General features: G+C 44.7%; 19 protein-coding genes and 1 pseudogene. 11 read left to right on the top strand and 9 right to left on the bottom strand.

Annotated elements, in window-relative coordinates; genetic code table 11:
• Window positions 1-244, top strand: a pseudogene (locus CAG58_RS16925) (IS4 family transposase); the annotation flags it as partial.
• Between the two features lie 22 nt (window positions 245-266).
• Here the strand turns inward: CAG58_RS16925 and CAG58_RS08950 are convergent.
• A complete protein-coding gene (locus tag CAG58_RS08950; protein ID WP_004394748.1) occupies window positions 267-554 on the bottom strand; it encodes a winged helix-turn-helix domain-containing protein in 288 nt (95 codons plus the stop codon).
• A gap of 296 nt (window positions 555-850) precedes the next feature.
• Here CAG58_RS08950 and CAG58_RS08955 point away from each other — a divergent pair, with 296 nt between their 5' ends.
• The 4 genes from CAG58_RS08955 to CAG58_RS08970 are packed head-to-tail and all read left to right on the top strand — an operon-like array spanning window position 851 to window position 3,292.
• Entirely contained in the window at window positions 851-1,213 is a 363-nt protein-coding gene (locus CAG58_RS08955) for an ArsC family reductase (protein WP_158144796.1), read from the top strand.
• Between the two features lie 2 nt (window positions 1,214-1,215).
• Window positions 1,216-2,352: a succinyl-diaminopimelate desuccinylase gene (gene dapE / locus CAG58_RS08960; protein ID WP_161425799.1), complete on the top strand. Its 1,137-nt coding sequence runs from the start codon at window positions 1,216-1,218 to the stop codon at window positions 2,350-2,352.
• Complete coding sequence (locus CAG58_RS08965) at window positions 2,352-3,023, top strand: M15 family metallopeptidase (protein ID WP_202598249.1); 672 nt, start codon at window positions 2,352-2,354, stop codon at window positions 3,021-3,023. Before dapE ends, CAG58_RS08965 begins: the two co-directional genes overlap by 1 nt.
• 11 nt (window positions 3,024-3,034) lie before the next feature.
• Complete coding sequence (locus CAG58_RS08970; protein ID WP_040904127.1) at window positions 3,035-3,292, top strand: DUF2897 family protein; 258 nt, start codon at window positions 3,035-3,037, stop codon at window positions 3,290-3,292.
• Between the two features lie 37 nt (window positions 3,293-3,329).
• Here the strand turns inward: CAG58_RS08970 and bamC are convergent, their stop codons facing one another.
• Entirely contained in the window at window positions 3,330-4,346 is a 1,017-nt protein-coding gene (bamC, locus tag CAG58_RS08975; protein WP_158138781.1) for an outer membrane protein assembly factor BamC, read from the bottom strand.
• 42 nt (window positions 4,347-4,388) lie between these two features.
• On the bottom strand, window positions 4,389-5,267 hold the full coding sequence (dapA, locus tag CAG58_RS08980; protein ID WP_004394742.1) for a 4-hydroxy-tetrahydrodipicolinate synthase: 879 nt from the start codon (window positions 5,265-5,267) through the stop codon (window positions 4,389-4,391).
• Window positions 5,268-5,689: 422 nt separating this feature from the next.
• On the opposite strand from dapA, the gene CAG58_RS08985 reads away from it, so the two are divergent.
• Both CAG58_RS08985 and bcp read left to right on the top strand, forming a co-directional pair.
• Window positions 5,690-6,232: a glycine cleavage system protein R gene (locus CAG58_RS08985; protein WP_040904125.1), complete on the top strand. Its 543-nt coding sequence runs from the start codon at window positions 5,690-5,692 to the stop codon at window positions 6,230-6,232.
• Between the two features lie 16 nt (window positions 6,233-6,248).
• Complete coding sequence (gene bcp / locus CAG58_RS08990) at window positions 6,249-6,716, top strand: thioredoxin-dependent thiol peroxidase (protein ID WP_154170415.1); 468 nt, start codon at window positions 6,249-6,251, stop codon at window positions 6,714-6,716.
• A 91-nt stretch (window positions 6,717-6,807) separates the two neighbouring features.
• Here bcp and CAG58_RS08995 read toward each other — a convergent pair whose 3' ends face one another.
• The 3 genes from CAG58_RS08995 to CAG58_RS09005 form a co-directional block, all read right to left on the bottom strand.
• Window positions 6,808-8,679, bottom strand: a complete 1,872-nt coding sequence (locus CAG58_RS08995; RefSeq protein WP_161429616.1) for a methyl-accepting chemotaxis protein — start codon at window positions 8,677-8,679, stop codon at window positions 6,808-6,810.
• A 240-nt stretch (window positions 8,680-8,919) separates the two neighbouring features.
• On the bottom strand, window positions 8,920-9,993 hold the full coding sequence (locus CAG58_RS09000) for an AI-2E family transporter (protein ID WP_161429617.1): 1,074 nt from the start codon (window positions 9,991-9,993) through the stop codon (window positions 8,920-8,922).
• Entirely contained in the window at window positions 9,986-10,219 is a 234-nt protein-coding gene (locus CAG58_RS09005; RefSeq protein ID WP_161426449.1) for a hypothetical protein, read from the bottom strand. The genes CAG58_RS09000 and CAG58_RS09005 overlap by 8 nt, the downstream gene beginning before the upstream one ends.
• Before the next feature lie 222 nt (window positions 10,220-10,441).
• Here CAG58_RS09005 and CAG58_RS09010 point away from each other — a divergent pair, with 222 nt between their 5' ends.
• From CAG58_RS09010 to wrbA, 3 genes are all read left to right on the top strand, one after another.
• The gene (locus CAG58_RS09010; RefSeq protein WP_161426455.1) at window positions 10,442-11,908 is read left to right on the top strand and encodes a beta-barrel assembly-enhancing protease; all 1,467 of its coding nucleotides are present in this window, start codon (window positions 10,442-10,444) and stop codon (window positions 11,906-11,908) included.
• A gap of 190 nt (window positions 11,909-12,098) precedes the next feature.
• Entirely contained in the window at window positions 12,099-12,449 is a 351-nt protein-coding gene (gene arsC, locus CAG58_RS09015) for an arsenate reductase (glutaredoxin) (protein ID WP_004394736.1), read from the top strand.
• On the top strand, window positions 12,446-13,027 hold the full coding sequence (gene wrbA / locus CAG58_RS09020; protein WP_158144794.1) for an NAD(P)H:quinone oxidoreductase: 582 nt from the start codon (window positions 12,446-12,448) through the stop codon (window positions 13,025-13,027). The genes arsC and wrbA overlap by 4 nt, the downstream gene beginning before the upstream one ends.
• 126 nt (window positions 13,028-13,153) lie before the next feature.
• Here wrbA and CAG58_RS09025 read toward each other — a convergent pair whose 3' ends face one another.
• Window positions 13,154-14,266: a DUF2066 domain-containing protein gene (locus tag CAG58_RS09025; protein WP_161426450.1), complete on the bottom strand. Its 1,113-nt coding sequence runs from the start codon at window positions 14,264-14,266 to the stop codon at window positions 13,154-13,156.
• A 251-nt stretch (window positions 14,267-14,517) separates the two neighbouring features.
• On the opposite strand from CAG58_RS09025, the gene CAG58_RS09030 reads away from it, so the two are divergent.
• Window positions 14,518-15,762, top strand: coding sequence for a uracil-xanthine permease family protein (locus CAG58_RS09030; protein ID WP_158144792.1), 1,245 nt, complete (start codon window positions 14,518-14,520; stop codon window positions 15,760-15,762).
• 137 nt (window positions 15,763-15,899) lie between these two features.
• Here CAG58_RS09030 and ybaK read toward each other — a convergent pair whose 3' ends face one another.
• On the bottom strand, window positions 15,900-16,373 hold the full coding sequence (gene ybaK / locus CAG58_RS09035; RefSeq protein ID WP_161426451.1) for a Cys-tRNA(Pro) deacylase: 474 nt from the start codon (window positions 16,371-16,373) through the stop codon (window positions 15,900-15,902).
• 79 nt (window positions 16,374-16,452) lie between these two features.
• The gene (gene kdsA, locus CAG58_RS09040) at window positions 16,453-17,304 is read right to left on the bottom strand and encodes a 3-deoxy-8-phosphooctulonate synthase (protein WP_158138785.1); all 852 of its coding nucleotides are present in this window, start codon (window positions 17,302-17,304) and stop codon (window positions 16,453-16,455) included.

A 17,304-nucleotide genomic window follows, 5' to 3' on the forward strand; every position in this document is an offset into this window, starting at 1 on the left:
CCGCATTGCGAAAGAAGCCAAGGTATCACCTCTTCGAATAAGCTTTATGATGGCACTTCGAGATATCCAAGATGAACTGATGTGGTGTGCGATAGCCTCACCCGGCTCAATCCCTAAAAAGTTGAGGGCAATGCGAGAGCGAGTAAAGCGTTACATTCTTCCAGAACGAAAAAAACGGCCCAAATCCAGGACCGTTCGTATGAGTAAAACTCGCTACCCAGTTCGTTCCAAACACGCTAAGTGATAGGAGTTAAGCATAGACTGGCTTAAGCATGAAATCCAAGGCTTGCTGCAATAGCCGCTTTACGTTGGATGACCCATTGACTATCAAACGGCCCCCAATCCGATAACCGATAATAGCCATCATTATGACGACGTCCGTCTTGAACAAAGCTGAGCTCAATTCCGATCCCCGGCATCGCTTTGATCACATCCTGAATGGTGCGACGCGGCCATCCGGTTTTTTCAATCAACTTGGGAACATTTGGCCGTTCAAGGCTTTCAACTAATAAGGCGAGATACAAACGCCTTGCAAAAACAGGACTCAATTCCATTGATACCTCCTAAATGGTGCAGAACACATTATTTCTGTTTTGTCAGTTAAGATGTTGCGTTCGATCAATAACAAGCCAATCGGTGGCGCTACCGAACCACTTTCTTATCCTTAACCTGTCACCCGTATATTTTTTGTACATGCACAGCCAAATCATCTTAACAATATCAAACCGCCAAATAGGTTTTTTTGTCACTGCTTACGCTTCCTGTTAGGATTTAGACACTAAATTCACCCCTATTGTTAACGGGCCAATAATTACAATAAATTGGCACCAGAGCGAGGAAAAGGAATCTTATGCTTATTACTCTTTACGGCATCCCCAACTGTGACACCATCAAAAAAGCGCGAAAATGGTTAGACGCCAAAGGGGTCGAATATCAATTTCATGATTACCGAAAAGATGGTATTACTGCTGAGTTAGTGAATGAGTTTTTTCAAGCACTCGGTTGGCAGAATGTGATCAATAAACGGGGAACGACTTATCGCCAATTGAGCCCACAGCAAAAAGAGAGTCTCAATGAAACGACTGCTCTCCCTTTGTTGCTTGACCAACCTGCGATGATTAAACGTCCGATTTTACGTATCGAGAAGTTACTCTATGTCGGTTTTAGTACCGATGATTACGCTACTCTTTTTCCATCACCACAAGGACAATAAGGATGATAGATAGCCCCGTACTCGCGCTGGCAAAAGATTTGATCAGTCGCGAATCCGTCACCCCAAATGATGCAGGTTGCCAACAGGTGATGATTGAACGCCTTACCGCGCTGGGCTTTAATATTGAGCCGATGGTCTTCGAAGATACGACCAACTTTTGGGCTCGTAAAGGAACCGAAGGTCCTTTGTTTGTGTTTGCAGGTCATACCGATGTTGTCCCTGCTGGACCTCTTTTTCAGTGGCACACACCGCCCTTTCAACCAACCGTCATTGATGGCTATCTGCATGGTCGTGGTGCCGCGGATATGAAAGGCTCATTAGCTTGCATGATAGTGGCGGTGGAACGCTTTTTAGCGAAACATCCCAATCACAAGGGTTCCATCGGTTTTTTAATTACCTCTGATGAAGAAGGCCCTTTTATTAACGGGACCACTAAAGTGGTTGATACGTTAATGGCTCGCAATGAGCTGATTGATATGTGCATTGTCGGCGAACCTTCTAGTACCTTAAAGGTCGGCGATGTTGTTAAAAATGGGCGTCGTGGTTCGATCACCGGTGATCTGACCATTAAAGGAACACAAGGCCATGTTGCTTACCCTCATTTAGCCAATAACCCCGTACATCAAGCGCTACCCGCTTTAGCGGAACTCGCGGCAACCACGTGGGATAACGGCAATGCTTACTTTCCGCCAACTAGCTTCCAAATCCCGAACTTGCAAGCAGGAACGGGCGCGTCAAATGTGATACCTGGCGAATTTAGCGTGCAATTCAATTTCCGATTTAGTACCGAATTGACCGAGCAAGAGATCAAACGCCGCGTTCACTCGGTATTGGATGCGCATGGTTTAGACTATGAGCTAAAATGGACATTGAGTGGCGATCCTTTTCTGACTGATGCCGGCTCGCTACTTGATGCGGTTGTTTGCGCCGTCCAAGAGGTCAATCATCAACAGCCCCAGTTATTAACCACTGGAGGCACTTCTGATGGCCGCTTTATTGCTAAAATGGGCGCACAGGTCGTCGAGTTAGGACCTGTCAATGCCACCATTCATAAAGTCAATGAATGTGTCAACATCGCAGATTTAGAAAAACTCACGGACATGTATCAAAACGTGCTGGAGCACCTTTTCGGCCAATGATGTCACCTGAACAATTAACCGGAAAAACCGACGATCACCTCAATGCGGTGATCGTTGGCCAAAAAAACTTTTGGGTTCACCCAGAGGTAAGCCAAGATCTGCTTGCTTTAAAACAAGCGGCCGATTCAGCTGGATTTAATTTTAATATCGCCAGCGGCTTTCGATCTTTTGCTCGTCAGCAGAGTATATGGAATCGTAAAATGAGTGGCGAACTCGCGATCTTAGATGAAGCAAGTCAGCCTATTGATACCGCTCATTACTCAGAAGAACAACGAGTATGGGCTATTTTACGTTGGTCAGCGTTACCTGGCGCAAGTCGCCATCACTGGGGAACCGATTTTGACGTTTTTGATCGTCATGGATTACCAGCCGGAGAGTCATTACAGCTAGAGCCTTGGGAATATTTGCAGGCTCATCAACATCCTTTCTATTTATGGTTAAAAGCACATATCGAACCGTTTGGATTTTTTTTCCCTTACCAACAGAATGGTATCGGGGTCGCCTTTGAACCTTGGCATATTAGTCACCGACTGACCGCTGAAAGGTGCTTAACACAATTAACCCTTAACGTACTCGCCGAACAATTAGCACCAGAACAGCTATTAGGCAAACAAACCGTATTACAAAACCTAGAGACGATCTACAATCAGTACATCATCAATATTGCATAGGCAGGACGGATATGGACTTTTTATTCAACCCATGGGTGATTTCAATTGCTGCCATGAGCCTGATTATTGGTAATTTAGCGGCGCTCAAATACCTCTCCAAAATCAAATTCCAACCCATGAGCAAAAAAAAGGACTTTGAAAAGCTCAGCGAGCTAGACAAAAAACTGCAATCGATGACTGCCGAACTTGATTCCTCAGAACCGACGCCATCAGAGCAGGAAACAGAAAAAAAAGAACAAGCTAAAAAAGAGAGGGATACTGATCATTAGTATCCCTCATCGCTATAGTTGGTTACTTAGTATCAAACTATTTCTCTGCAATCGCAGCCAGTACCGGAGCCATCTCTTTCAGTAGCTCTTCCTCAACAGGTTTACCTGCCGAGTTGGTTACGTTGACTGACGTTCGGTTGCCTAAATCACCAAATAAGAAGGTATAAGTGCCCGCTCTTAGATTCATTGGCTTGACACCAATGTGATTCCAAAATTGATCATCGGGGGACGCGTACTTCGCTTTGATGGTGCCCTGTGACTGATTGCGCTCTTCAATAGTAAAGCCCATCTCAGGTAATAAAGTCGGTAAACGCTGCCATAACACATCATAAGGCGTACGAGCAATGATCACCGGTAAACCACTACGGTCGGAGCCCATCGTGATGGGTATCTGCTTGACTAACTCTTGCGCTCGACGCGTCGCTTCTTCTCTTACTTGCTGATCATAACGGCTGGTGACTAAATTAGTCATAAAAGCGTTATAACGTTCTTTATTGCTTGCGGTCACCGGCATTGACTTGCCATCTTCCCGCCAATCTATCAGGGAAATTTTAAAACCAAAGCGATTATTAGCCTCAACGCGAGTTAACTCATAGCGGCTACCAAGCGTGGTGTCCTCATCTTCAGAAACCCAATTAATCCAACTGGTTTCGACACGATTATCGCTCTGCTCTACCGCGCCAATGCCTCGCTCTTCCATCATGGTTAATGCCGTTTGCCATACTCTATCGGCTTCATCTTGACGAATCATCCACAACGTCACTTCACCATTTTGCCGTTCCGCACGAGCGCCAGGAATTAACTCAAGAATTTGTTGAGGTGGACGAATATCCACTTTCCGGCCAATTTTTCCAGGAAATTGTCCTTCGGGAATCGTATAGTTAGGGTAAAACTGAGGTACCGCACCTTCAGGTAATACCCAAGGCGTTAATGGTTTGGTCTCTAAGTAGGCAAAATCATTTTTTGCTTGACGCCGCTGTGCCGGACTACTTGAACAAGCACTCAACACCAATACAGCCAGCGAACCAACAACCAGCTGGTGGGATAACTTCATTGAAACTCCTAAGTTGCTGAGAAGAGACTCAGCCGTAAAACGTTATAGAATACAAGCTTCTGTCATAGCTTGGGCAACGAACGGGCGAGCAGATTCTGAAAGCTCAGTCAAAGGCAAACGTAAATGGCCGTGTGCAATTAAACCCAATTTATGGGCGGCCCACTTCACCGGAATGGGGCTAGACTCAACAAACAACCCCTTATGGAGAGGCATTAAACGTTGATTGATAACCTCCGCTTCCGCAAACTGACCGGAAAGCGCAAGTGACATCATTTGAGCCATATCTGCAGCGGCAATATTATTGGTAACCGAGATAACCCCTTTACCACCCAGTTTAACAAACTCAAGCCCAGTCGCGTCATCGCCACTCAGCAAAATAAACTGGTCACCGCACAACTCACGATGCAACGCAATACGACTTAAATCACCCGTTGCGTCTTTGAGTGCAACAATATTTTTTAGTTCCGCTAAACGAGCAACCGTTTCTGGTTTTAAGTCAACAGCCGTTCGGCTCGGCACGTTATAAAGAATAACCGGAATGTCAGTTTCTTGACTGATCGCTTTATAGTGCTGAAATAGCCCCTCTTGAGTCGGTTTATTATAATAAGGAGTGACACTCAGATAACCCGCGATTCCAGTATTATTCAGTAAACGACTAAACGTCACGGATTCATGAGTCGCATTGGCACCAGTTCCAGCAATGACTGGTATACGCCCAGCAGAAAACTCGACCGTTTTCGCCACGACTTTGACATGTTCTTCTACCGAAAGGGTCGATGACTCACCAGTAGTACCCACAGAAACAATCGCGTCGGTTCCTGCTGCGACATGATAATCGACTAATTTTTGTAAACTAACGTAGTCTACTTCACCGTCATGGTCGAAAGGCGTAATTAACGCGACGATACTTCCTGAAAACATGTCTATCTCCCTAAATTGATAACTTTTGCATGGTACTGCATGGCACTTAAAAAACACAAGGGGGGAAATCTGCTTAAATGACACCTAACCGTGAATATTTATCAAATCTTATACCAGCGCCACTGAACCTTACTTGATCTTAGTTGGGTTATATACCTAAACGACTTAGCGTTGCAAGTGGGCGGTCAATGAATGATCTCTATACGCAAAGCAAACGATATGGTTATGGCTAAGCAAACGTCGAGAATGCCATGACAGCGTCGGATAGGCATGATCTACACCGGTTTCACCTACTTGTTATCAAACTTAAGTAAGAAGGTTATCAGCCATGATTGACTCATGACCATTCACCGGATGTACGATTTTTATATCGCTTATTAACTGTGTTAACATCAATGAAAACATTCAACTCAAGTGGCCTTATGATCCAACATCTCGTGATAACCGCTATAGGCTCTGACCGTGCGGGTATTTGTAACCAAGTTATCCAGCTGGTGACTCAAGCTGGTGGTAATATTATTGATAGCCGGATTGCTTTATTTGGCAATGAATTTACTTTAATTATGTTGGTCTCTGGCAATACAAATAGTATTACTCGTATCGAAAGCACCCTTCCGTTGCTCGGACAACAACACGATCTTATCACAATGATGAAACGAACCTCTCCGCATCATCAGCCACATTATGCTTATAGCGTTGAAGTGTATGTCGAATCTGACGATAAACTTGGCTTAACTGAAAAATTCACTCATTTTTTTGCCGAACGGCATATCGGCATGGCTTCATTGAGTGCACAAACGATTCACAAATCAAAGCTCAGCACAGAGCATGACCAATTTCATATCGCGATTACTGCTCAAGTCAATGCCGACTATAATCTTATGCAATTACAAGAAGAGTTTGCTGCACTCTGTCATCAACTGGCTGTACGTGGCTCGCTCAATTTCATAAAAAACAGTCAATAAAAGGAAAAGAATCACCATGACTCCTCTACACGTAGGTTCAACGGCACCGACGCTGACTCGCCTTGATCAACACGGTAATCCCATCTCACTGGCTGACTTTTCAGGAAAAAAAGTACTGCTGTATTTTTATCCAAAAGCCATGACTCCAGGTTGTACCGTACAAGCTCAAGGTTTACGTGATATTCAAGCAGAACTTGCCGCACACAATGTGGTGGTACTTGGTGTCAGTGTTGACCCTGTGGCTCGGTTAGGTAAGTTTATCGAGCGTGATAAGCTTAACTTCACGTTATTATCCGATGAAGATCATCAGTTAGCGGATCAATTTGGCGTTTGGGGGGAGAAAAAATTCATGGGTAAAACTTACGATGGCCTGCATCGGATCAGTTTTTTAATTGATGAACAAGGTAAAGTTGCTCATGTGTTTGATAAGTTTAAAACCAAAGATCATCATCAGGTGGTTCTTAACTACTTAAACCAGCACTAACCCTACCTGCAAACTCTCCTCGGCAACGAAAAAAACCGCCCCGTTATTAACGAAGCGGTTTTTTATTACGACTGACTATCGATAAATGATATCAGACAATAAATTTACCTAAAATGGCGTCTTGCTCACGCACGTTCTCAGCTTGAACTTGCATGGCAATATTTGCTTCTTCTGCCGAGTCAGAAACTTGGGTTGATAAATCTTTTATCTTCACCGTATTGCTGTTAATTTCTTCGGCCACCAAGCTTTGCTGCTCCGCCGCAGAAGCTATTTGTAAGTTCATGTCACTGATTTGCTGAATGGCATGACGGATACGCTGTAATGCACCATCGGCTAACTGTGCTTTGGCAACGACATCTATCGCGGTATCTTTACTCTCTTTCATTGCTTTCGAGACCGATCTAGAGCCGATTTGCAGTTGCTCAATCATACCGCGAATTTCAGTGGTCGATTGCTGAGTTCGTTGCGCTAAGGTACGTACCTCATCAGCAACAACCGCAAAACCACGTCCCGACTCACCCGCTCGCGCCGCTTCAATCGCCGCGTTCAGTGCTAATAGATTGGTTTGATCCGCAATATCGTTAATCACTTTTAAAATCGTTTCAATATTAGCCGTTGCCGACTCCAAACCTTGAACTTCTTTAACGGCCATTTCAATGTGCGCGGATAACTTATCAATCGATTGCGTCGTCACACTCACAACTTGCGATCCCTCAATGGTTGCTTCATCGGCTTCTTTTGCGGCAGAGGCAGCCCCTTGAGCGTTATTGGCGACTTCCGTCGCGGTTACTGACATTTCATGCATCGCTGTCGCTAATTGCTCAAGCTCTTGTAACTGAGAACGCATCGCTGAAGATGAACCTTCAACACTCATGATGGTTAATTCAGCGCCACGCATGATCTCCTCACCAATCGCTTTCGATTGTTTGATTTGCGTTTGTAACGTCTCAGTAAAGGTATTAAAGCCGTGAGCAAGCTCTGCGAACTCTTGATCGGTATTGGTATCTAGACGCTTAGTTAAATCACCTTGTCCTGAAGCGACATCTTTTATTGCTTGATTAAGCACGCTCAGCGGGCGCATTAATACATTAATTAGTAAGGTTAAACCTATAATACTGACAATCACCCCAATCAAAGTATAAATAATCGAGCTATTGCGTAATTTAGTCAGAGCAACGAATGCGAGCGACTCATCAATCACCGCCCCCACATACCAATTTTCGCTGGGTACATGACTAAAATACACCAAATGTGACTGACCATTAATATCAACCTGTTTTAGCCCCTCTTTTAATTGAACATCGGGCAAATAAGCGGTCAATTTCTGACCGTTATACCGAGTCTCAGGGTGAGCAATAGTTGAGCCATCGGCAGTCACAATAAACAGGTAACCCGCATCAAACAGGTTGATCCGATTGACCATTTCCGCTAATTGAGTGAGCTCTAAATCATAAAACATCGCGCCGATAAAGCGTCCGGCATGGCGTACAGGCGTACCAATAGAAATGATAATGTTATTGGTCGATGCGTCAGCATAAGGCGCTGTAACGACGAGTGAATTCTGAGCTTTAGCGCCGATATACCATGGGCGACGTCTTGGATCGTAATCACTCCCTGGCTCCCAGCCATCGTCATTTTCGACCATTGAACCATCAGATTCATACCCTAAGCCAATGGATAAAAAGCTACCTTTGAGCGTTGGTTTTTCTAGCACATTGGTTACATATTGACGATTTAAAGGATCAAGTTCTAAGGTTTCGGTGATGGTTTTGGCCATTCCCTTCTTACTGCCCATATCTAAGGTAATGGTGTTTTTTACCCCTGCAACCATCTCTTTTAAACTGCTGTGCACCAATGCTTGAACTTCTGAGCGAACCGTCGTCAACTGTTGCACAGACAATGAAACGACAATGACCAACAATAATGCAGATGAAGCTGCCACAATTTTTTGACTAAATTTCATAATTTCCCTCTACTAATCTTCCTAATGTTATTTTTATTTTTTATTCGGGCGAAGTTGGCCTTAATCACTGTATCGCCAAGTTCAATCAAAACTTAAACGAGGATATTAAGAGTGTAAGCAAAAGTTAACGCTTTTGCCGCAACGACAACATAAACAGCGCTTAATTATCTTTAAACAAAAAGCCTCATTAACGACAATGAGGCTTTGCAATCAGATAACGAGTAAAAAACACATCGTCACTTAACTATCAATCGAGACCGTTTCATCGTCATTACTGGGTAGAGCATGCCATACGGCCTTGACTAATGTGGCCAGAGGAATAGCAAAAAAGACGCCCCAAAAACCCCATAATCCGCCAAAAACTAAAACCGCAATGATGATGGCAACCGGATGCAAATTGACCGCTTCAGAAAATAGAATCGGCACCAGCACGTTGCCATCTAAAATTTGAATAATAAAATACGCAATCAACAAGGTATAGTATTGGGGCGTTAATCCCCATTGAAACAAACCAACAATTGCGACTGGAATAGTGACTGCCGCAGCACCGATATAAGGGATCAGAACCGAGAAACCCACCGCAACAGCTAACAGAGCAGAATAACGTAAATCCAAAATCGCAAACGTCACATAACTCACGCCACCGACGATGAGAATCTCCAACACTTTACCACGAATATAATTAGAAATTTGTTGATTCATTTCTAACCATACCTTAGTCGCCAAACGTCGATTTCGAGGTAGAACGCCGCTGGAAATCGACATCATTTCTTGTTTATCTTTAAGTAAAAAGAACACCAACATCGGCACTAAAATCAAATATACCGCCAGCGTTGCTAAGCTAACTAATGACGCTAGTGACCCTTTGACTACCGACTCTCCCATGCTTAGCGCTTTATTTTTTGCATTATTAACTAATGACTCAATGATTTGTAAGTTGGCCAGTTCTGGGTAGCGCTCCGGTAAACTGGCAATAAAGTTTTGCAAATCGTTATACATATTAGGGATATCATTAATTAAATTAATGACTTGCTGCCAAATGGTCGGAACAATACCAAATAACGCAACTAACATGAGTCCAAGAAACAATGACACGATGACCAAAACCGATAAGGTTCTCGGAATTCCTAAACGGCATAGCTGGGTTACTGGCCACTCAAGCAGATAGGCTAAAACAATCGCAACCAATAATGGGGCGATCAAATGACCAAAAAAATAGATGATGATAAAACCAAAAAATAAGATAGCGACCAAACTAACCGCATGAGGATCGGAGAATCGTCTTTGATACCAACGATTGAGCATTTCAAACATCGAGCGGGCTCCCCTTAACAATAGAACGAGAAAAATAACGATTATTTGGCAAATTCATGTGCTGAACAGCAATGGTATTGAGATAATATGGAGCATCAACCGTATCTTGCCTGCCAATCAGAATAATGTGATTTTTTCTATCATCAAGCGTCAAGATGTGACGGTTTGCAAGTAATAATGTCATAGGACAGCACGACTTAGGTAAATCAACAATCTTGGGTTCCATTTTAGGGTTCAATCCTTAATATAGACTCAAACTACTGATGGATGGAGCGGTCAGCCTCATAATCACTATTGAGAAGAAACCGCAACACAGTGTGTAAAATAAATCAGCCTCAATCATACCACTGCCGGAGTGAGTAAACGAGATGACTTTCTGCGGTGTAGGAAACCAATGGCATCGCACAGTGTCTTAGAGAAAGATAAGCTTGGAGCATTACCTATCACTATGAAAATAAAACGTTCTCTTGTTTACCTCTGCCTCGCGGCAACCTTAAGTCCACTTTCTGGCGCATATGCGAATCGTTTTGGGAGTGATAGCATAGAATTGCCCGATATTGGTACCGTGGCAGGCTCAACATTAACAATTGATCAAGAGCTTATCTATGGTGATGCGTATATGCGCATGTTACGTAACAGCCGTCCGATCATCAACGACCCGGTTATCAATGAGTATATTGATGCGCTAGGTTATCGCTTGGTCGCTAACTCAGATGATGTCAAAACGCCGTTTACCTTCTTTATGATCCGCGATCGTAATATTAATGCTTTCGCGTTTTTCGGTGGTTATATTGCGCTGCATTCTGGTCTACTACTGCATGCTCAATCAGAAAGTGAGCTCGCGTCGGTCATGGCGCATGAAATTGCTCACGTCACTCAACGTCATTTAGCGCGTAGTATGGAAGAGCAAGCTCGTCGCTCCCCAGCCACAATTGCCGCTTTAGCTGGCTCACTGCTATTAGCCATCGCAGCGCCTCAAGCGGGAATTGCAGCGATCACCGCGACGACAGCTGGCAGTATGCAAAGCCAAATTAACTACACGCGCAGTAATGAAAAAGAAGCGGATCGTTTTGGGATTGCGACTTTAGCTAAAGCTGGGTTTGATGTGCATGCCATGCCACGCTTTTTTGGTCGTCTTGCTGACGAATATCGTTATGCCAGTACGCCGCCACCGATGCTCCTCACCCACCCTTTACCCGAAGATCGTATTACAGATAGTCGTTCTCGAGCACAACAATTTCCTAGTGTTAGCGTTGCTCCATCTCTGAATTATCATTTAACGCGCTCGCGAGTTGTCGCTCGTTATACAGGAATCAACAGTGAAGCCGCATTAGATTGGTTTAAGCGTAACCAAAGAAAAGCTGATCCGGGTATGGCCGCCGCCTTTGATTATGGTAAAGCTCTCGTTTATCTTGATACTAAGCAATACGACGAAGCCGAAAGTCGCTTGAAAAAGTTGCTACAAAGCCATCCTGATAATAATTTTTATCTCGATGCGATGAGTGACCTTTTGGTTGATACTGAACGCGCCACAGAAGCACAATCCATGCTGGCTCAAGCACTGCAACGAAAACCCAATAATCCTGTATTGGTGATAAACTACGCCAATGTCTTGATCAAAGATGAAAAATTTTCAGAAGCCATTCGTATTTTACAACGCTACACCCATGAGCGCCCCAATGACGTCAATGGATGGCATTTGTTAGCAGAAGCGAATAGCCGAAGCGGTAATAGCGCAGAAGATTTGGCAGCCAGGGCTGAAATTTTTGCCTTAGGCGCAAACTGGAATAAAGCGATTCAGTTTTATACCCAAGCCAGTCAACTTGCTCCTTTGGGTAGTTTGCAACAAGCTCGCTATGATGCACGACTCGATCAACTCATGGTACAAAGAGATCGATTTTTAGCCCTACGATAAACTTAGCGACTCAAGGCGATTGTTAGCCAACAATGACTGGGAGTAATTGATGATTGGTAAGCGAGTGTAACCCTAATCATATCGACAAACTATGTGATTGGGGAAAATGACGCAGCCAATACCACAGCCTCGTCAACTCGCAGAACAATAAGCAACTTAAATAATAAACCATCTTTATTAAGGAGAGAGGATGTCCGTTACCATTTATCACAATCCACGCTGCTCTAAAAGCCGCGAAACGTTAGCGCTGTTAGAAGCACGTAACCTGCAGCTGAACATTATCCACTATTTACAAACCCCATTGACCATTGAACAACTCAAAGCCATTCATGAAAAGTTACCTCATAGTCAGGTTCGAGACATGATGCGTTGTAAAGAAGCCTTATATAAAACCCTGAATTTAGCCGATCCTACCCTCTCTGACGAGGCGTTATTTTCAGCCATGGTAGAACACCCCATTCTGATCGAACGCCCTATTGTGATTGCCAATCAACAAGCGCGTCTCGGTCGTCCACCAGAACAGGTACTGGATATTTTATGACTCGTCTGATCGTTCTGTACTACAGCCGTCACGGAAGTACCCGCAGCTTGGCTCGGCATATTGCCCGAGGTATTGAGTCGGTCTCTGGATGTGAGGCGATTTTACGTACCGTTCCTGAGCTAGAACCTACGCAAGGAAACGCGAGTGATCCTTACTTAACCTTCGATGAGTTAGAACAGTGTCATGGCTTAGCCGTCGGCAGCCCCGTTTGGTTCGGAAATATGGCGGCACCATTAAAACATTTTTGGGATCAAACCACCCCACTATGGGTAAAAGGTTCGTTAATTGATAAACCAGCCTGCGTATTTACTAGCTCGGCAACATTACATGGCGGACAAGAGACGACTCAACAGACCATGATGCTGCCTTTGCTGCACCATGGCATGTTGATTATGGGGATTCCTTATTCAGAGCCCAAGCTGCATACCACTCGATCGGGTGGCACCCCTTACGGCGCCAGTCATGTGGCTGACTCTGCAAATAACACCTTAACCCATGATGAGAGTGAATTAGCCCAACGTCTTGGTCAACGCCTTGCTCAACTCGCCGTTGCCTTAAACGAGGGTGATAATCATTAATTGAAAACGTGAGTCCCAACCTCTAAAAAGGGCTGGGACAAGTCAATTAAATCGGTAGGAGGGATTTTGTCTGACTTTACCGATTAACATCTTCAGCAACCATCAATCCCCTTAAACAGGGAGAAGTTAATCTTGCCAAGAGAAATAAAGCTGGGTTCTTTTAGGTGGTGTCACCACCGGTCGCTTATCCTCTGGCTCACGATATTCTTTCTCCTGTTCTTGCTCAATGTTTTCACGCTCAACGAGTTTCGGTACCGCTCTCAGCGTCACTTGGCGCAGACGAAGCACTTCCTGAGCGAAATCAGCTTCGCTAGCTAACAAGTGCACATTGAAGATAACTTCATCCCCTCGAATACTCACAATATCCAAAGAGGCGACTGAGCTTAAGCGTCTCACGCTCTCCTCCAAGGTAAAGAAAGCCTGAGCATTATTAATCGGTTTAAATGCCGCCCACAGCGTTTGTGAAGACTCGCTACCCACTAACACCGCACTTTTTTTAGCGTAGTGATTAGCCAATACATCGATGAATGTGTTCATTGCCTCCTCGCCAGAAGTCTGACCACTGACTGGGACTTTAGGAGAGGTTAGCATCTGTTCGGCGGATTGATCGTACAACGCCCAACGCAAAGTGGAACCTTGAGCTCGTAGCACTAAAATGGCATCGCTGGTATAGCGTTGACTCGCCGTCGCAATTGACTCCGTAAAGCCGCCCCAAAGATCGGAGCTTTGAATACTCGTTACATCCTCAAAATCACCGACAGGAAAAGTAAGCGGTAAACCACGTTGCTCAGCCTGCATTTTTAATTGCGATACAACGTCGGTTTGTGAATGCTCCCAAATGATACGCCGCTCATAGTCAGATTCTTCTACCAACCACACTAAAATATTGGTCCGGTCTTCTGGCCAGAATGCTAAATGCGCTTGAGTTAACAGTGCTCGGATGCGTGGTCCACTAAAGGCAATTCTTAATGTTCTTTGATCATTGAGTTGTCCATAGCTGATCTGATTCGCGTATTGAGCACTTTGACGCAGCGCTTTACTGACGACGTCATTGTTCAATGAGTCCTGACTCCCCGTGGCTCGAACAATCACCTCTTGCATGGCACGAATTCGAGCTTCAGCTTCTGGATCGTTGTGCTGCTCGTCGATCACAACTTCAGCTTGGTACAGATTGATTTTAGTTAACGCCAATACAGGCAGACTGATTAACCCCATCAACAACAAAACGAAATAGCGCATACGGTTACCATAAATTCCAAGTGAGCATTGATGATAAGCAACTATCTAGGTCGGGGCAAGGCGCAGTACCAGAGCCAGTGTCAATTTTCCGCAGTTTTTCCTTCCTGATTCCTGCCTCATCAGTCGCAATGCCAAACCTTTTCAGCTTATTAATGATCAGAAACCAGAAAAAGTTTGATCCATAACCCATAGCAATCGTTTGCAAAGATGATAGAATCCCGCGAATTTTATTTTGCTTCAGGGAAAACACGATGAAAAATGCCATTCAAGGTGCACAAATGCTATTTGTCGCATTTGGTGCTCTGGTTCTGGTTCCATTGCTGACCGGGCTTGATCCTAACGTTGCTCTGTTTGGGGCTGGTGTAGGCACCTTAATCTTCCAAATCATTACTCGCCGCTCTGTACCTATCTTTCTCGCCTCTTCTTTCGCTTTTATTGCTCCCATTATGTATGGCGTACAGACCTGGGGAATTGGCGCAACAATGGGGGGCCTAATGGCCGCTGGCGCAGTCTATGTCTTACTCGGCGCTATCATTAAAGTTCGAGGCGTGGGCTTTGTACATACGCTATTACCTCCCGTGGTCGTTGGACCGGTTATCATGGTGATTGGATTAGGTCTCGCACCTACTGCGGTCAATATGGCACTGGGCAGAACGGGGGATGGTTCAGTACAGTTGATTGATGGACAAGCTGCGTTATGGATTTCAGCGATTTCATTACTGGTGACCGTTGGTGTCAGTGTCTTTTCGAGAGGTTTTTTTAAACTCATTCCTATTTGTGCAGGGATTGCCGCCGGTTATAGCGTTTCTCTGTACTTTGGTGTGGTCAGTTTTGTTCCGGTTCAACAAGCCGCGTGGCTGGCATTGCCAAGCTTCACCTTTCCTGAATTTAACATTAATGCCATTTTATTTATGATTCCGGTCGCGATTGCTCCAGCCGTTGAGCACGTCGGCGATATGCTCGCAATTTCTAATGTCACCGGAAAAGATTATCTTAAAAAACCGGGGTTACATCGTACCATTGCGGGAGATGGATTTGCGACCATAGCAGCCAGTATGGTCGGTGCACCACCAAATACAACCTACAGTGAAGTCACTGGCGCGGTAATGCTAACCAAAGCCTTTAACCCGGTTATCATGACTTGGGCGGCAGTAACGGCGATTGTATTAGCCTTGGTCGGCAAGCTTGGAGCATTGTTACAAACCATTCCAATCCCGGTGATGGGCGGAATTATGATTCTATTATTTGGATCGATAGCCACCGTTGGACTCAATACCTTAATCCGAAACCAAGTCGACTTACACAAATCTCGTAACCTTGTGATTGTCGCTGTCACTCTGGTTTTCGGGATTGGTGGTATGGCGTTTGGTATTGGTGAATTTAGTTTACAAGGTGTGAGTTTGTGTGGAATTGTGGCGATTATTCTCAACTTAGTGTTACCAAAAGATCTCGGTGAAAACCACGTGGTCGACAACACGCAAATGGATAAGCATTGATCATGTCGCCAGATGGCGACAAATTAAAATAAGAAAATGATCAGTGACGCTCTCGTTCATCCGATGACCATCAATAGACTTCATCAAGATAAACGAGGGCCTCCCATATCACCACTTGCAACCACAAATCGACAGACTTATTGGCACAAATCAACAAACTGTCCATCAGTGAGCTTAGTGAGGTCTTGTGGACTAAGCTCTATCTCTAAACCACGCTTGCCTGCACTAACACACAGAGTGGTCAATGCCTCGGCACTGCTGTGAATAAAAGTCGGCAAGCGTTTCTTTTGCCCTAACGGACTGATCCCACCCACCACATAACCCGTGATCTTTTGAGCGATCTCTGGATCGGCCATCTCGGCTTTTTTCGCTTTGGCCGCTTTTGCCGCGAGCTTTAAGTTGAGTTTTTTTTCAACGGGGATTACCGCAACGGCCAAATGCTTAGCTTCGCCATTGAGACAGAATAATAACGTTTTGAATACCGTTGCAGGGTCCTGACCTAACGCTTGCGCAGCTTCTAAACCATAACTCGGATGACTAGGATCATGCTCATAGTGATGAATCGTGTGGGCGATGTGCTTTTTTTTCGCTAAATCAATGGCTGGGGTCATGCTTAACTACTCCTTATTGCCCAAACCAAAACGGGTAAGGAATTATCTTACCCGTTTTTTTAAAGCGCAAGGATTGAACTTAACGGATATCGATCGGTGCAAAGCTCTTAATCAAATCATCCAACGCTTTCATTTGTACTAAGAAAGGTTCGAGCTTATCCAACGGTAAGGCCGAAGGACCATCACATTTCGCTTGATCAGGCGTTGGGTGAGCTTCGATAAATAAACCAGCGATACCCGTCGCTAAACCAGCTTTAGCCAGTTCCACGGTTTGTTCACGGCGACCACCGGAAGCAGCTCCCAATGGATCGCGCATCTGCAGTGAATGGGTAACATCGAAAATGATTGGACTGCCTTTAGAGGCTTTTTTCATCACGCCAAATCCGAGCATATCAACTACTAAGTTATCGTAACCATGGCAAGCACCACGCTCACATAAAATGACTTGCTCATTGCCACATTCCGCGAACTTTTCAACAATATTACCTACTTGTCCTGGGCTCATAAACTGCGGTTTTTTAACGTTAATGACTGCGCCCGTTTTTGCCATTGCTTCGACTAAATCCGTTTGACGTGCTAAAAATGCTGGTAATTGAATCACATCAACGACCTCAGAGACTGGCTGAGCCTGCGCTTCGGTGTGTACGTCGGTAATGATTTTCACCCCGAAGGTCTCTTTCAGCTCTTGAAAGATTTTCATGCCCTCTTCCAAACCTGGCCCACGATATGAATGTACCGAGCTACGGTTAGCCTTATCAAACGATGCTTTAAACACGTAAGGAATACCAAGCTTTTCGGTTACTTTGACGTAGTACTCGCAAATTTGCATCGCCAAATCACGAGATTCCAACACATTCATACCAGCAAACAGAGTAAAGGGATGATCATTGGCGACCGGAATATGACCGATATGAACAATTTTTTGTTCCAT

Source organism: Vibrio sp. V31_P5A7T61, from assembly GCF_009904895.1.
GTDB classification, from domain to species: Bacteria; Pseudomonadota; Gammaproteobacteria; order Enterobacterales; family Vibrionaceae; genus Vibrio; species Vibrio metschnikovii.

Excerpts from the sequence above, each read along its gene's own strand:
- CAG58_RS08950 (WP_004394748.1), bottom strand. The coding sequence starts at position 554 with ATGGAATTGAGTCCTGTTTTTGCAAGGCGTTTGTATCTCGCCTTATTA.
- CAG58_RS08955 (WP_158144796.1), top strand. The coding sequence starts at position 851 with ATGCTTATTACTCTTTACGGCATCCCCAACTGTGACACCATCAAAAAA.
- dapE (WP_161425799.1), top strand. The coding sequence starts at position 1,216 with ATGATAGATAGCCCCGTACTCGCGCTGGCAAAAGATTTGATCAGTCGC.
- CAG58_RS08965 (WP_202598249.1), top strand. The coding sequence starts at position 2,352 with ATGTCACCTGAACAATTAACCGGAAAAACCGACGATCACCTCAATGCG.
- CAG58_RS08970 (WP_040904127.1), top strand. The coding sequence starts at position 3,035 with ATGGACTTTTTATTCAACCCATGGGTGATTTCAATTGCTGCCATGAGC.
- bamC (WP_158138781.1), bottom strand. The coding sequence starts at position 4,346 with ATGAAGTTATCCCACCAGCTGGTTGTTGGTTCGCTGGCTGTATTGGTG.
- dapA (WP_004394742.1), bottom strand. The coding sequence starts at position 5,267 with ATGTTTTCAGGAAGTATCGTCGCGTTAATTACGCCTTTCGACCATGAC.
- CAG58_RS08985 (WP_040904125.1), top strand. The coding sequence starts at position 5,690 with ATGATCCAACATCTCGTGATAACCGCTATAGGCTCTGACCGTGCGGGT.
- bcp (WP_154170415.1), top strand. The coding sequence starts at position 6,249 with ATGACTCCTCTACACGTAGGTTCAACGGCACCGACGCTGACTCGCCTT.
- CAG58_RS08995 (WP_161429616.1), bottom strand. The coding sequence starts at position 8,679 with ATGAAATTTAGTCAAAAAATTGTGGCAGCTTCATCTGCATTATTGTTG.
- CAG58_RS09000 (WP_161429617.1), bottom strand. The coding sequence starts at position 9,993 with ATGTTTGAAATGCTCAATCGTTGGTATCAAAGACGATTCTCCGATCCT.
- CAG58_RS09005 (WP_161426449.1), bottom strand. The coding sequence starts at position 10,219 with ATGGAACCCAAGATTGTTGATTTACCTAAGTCGTGCTGTCCTATGACA.
- CAG58_RS09010 (WP_161426455.1), top strand. The coding sequence starts at position 10,442 with ATGAAAATAAAACGTTCTCTTGTTTACCTCTGCCTCGCGGCAACCTTA.
- arsC (WP_004394736.1), top strand. The coding sequence starts at position 12,099 with ATGTCCGTTACCATTTATCACAATCCACGCTGCTCTAAAAGCCGCGAA.
- wrbA (WP_158144794.1), top strand. The coding sequence starts at position 12,446 with ATGACTCGTCTGATCGTTCTGTACTACAGCCGTCACGGAAGTACCCGC.
- CAG58_RS09025 (WP_161426450.1), bottom strand. The coding sequence starts at position 14,266 with ATGCGCTATTTCGTTTTGTTGTTGATGGGGTTAATCAGTCTGCCTGTA.
- CAG58_RS09030 (WP_158144792.1), top strand. The coding sequence starts at position 14,518 with ATGAAAAATGCCATTCAAGGTGCACAAATGCTATTTGTCGCATTTGGT.
- ybaK (WP_161426451.1), bottom strand. The coding sequence starts at position 16,373 with ATGACCCCAGCCATTGATTTAGCGAAAAAAAAGCACATCGCCCACACG.
- kdsA (WP_158138785.1), bottom strand. The coding sequence starts at position 17,304 with ATGGAACAAAAAATTGTTCATATCGGTCATATTCCGGTCGCCAATGAT.